1 protein-coding gene is annotated in these 539 nt (G+C 50.1%); it reads right to left on the reverse strand.

All coding sequences use genetic code 11. The annotated features are described in order from the left end of the window. Positions 1-364: hypothetical protein (locus AC1DVR_RS24035; protein ID WP_478003131.1), on the reverse strand; the 364-nt coding region annotated here is incomplete at its 3' end. Positions 365-539: the final 175 nt, after the last annotated feature.

A 539-nucleotide genomic window follows, 5' to 3' on the forward strand; every position in this document is an offset into this window, starting at 1 on the left:
CTGGAACATCTGGTAGGAGCCGGGCCAAAAAAGAGTCAGCAGATACTTTGCCAGTGGTGAAAAGGAAGAAACGCAGGTTTGATGCGGCACGATCGTCTCGACTATAACGCTCCAACCAGATGTTAACAGATTTCCAGAAGTCGGTTGAAAGGTCAGTCAGTTTGTCGCCGATTGCTTTATGCTTGAGGGATGCCAGAGATTTCCCACCCTCTCCATCGATAAAGTCAAGATCATCGTCCTTTTCAAGCAGGATCGAAGTACTCTCCGGCACTTGGAGCAAGTGAAGCAGCGCGAGCCGCGCCTGGTAGATGTACCCGAGGCCCTGTTCGCCGGCGGAATATTTGTCGGTCGGAGCCTGCGCCATACCAAAATCCTAGATCAAATACTCTCTCAGCTAAGGCTCGGAGACCTGTCTGGGTCTGAATCCACAGTCAGGCCAATGTTCAACTTGACTTTGCGAGCCAAGTCGATTGCAACTTAACTTTTCAGCAATCTGAAGGCGAAAGCAATACCTTAAACATCCCTCAGCACTTGTAGAG

Source organism: Rhodobacter sp. P2_H5 (assembly GCF_056403335.1).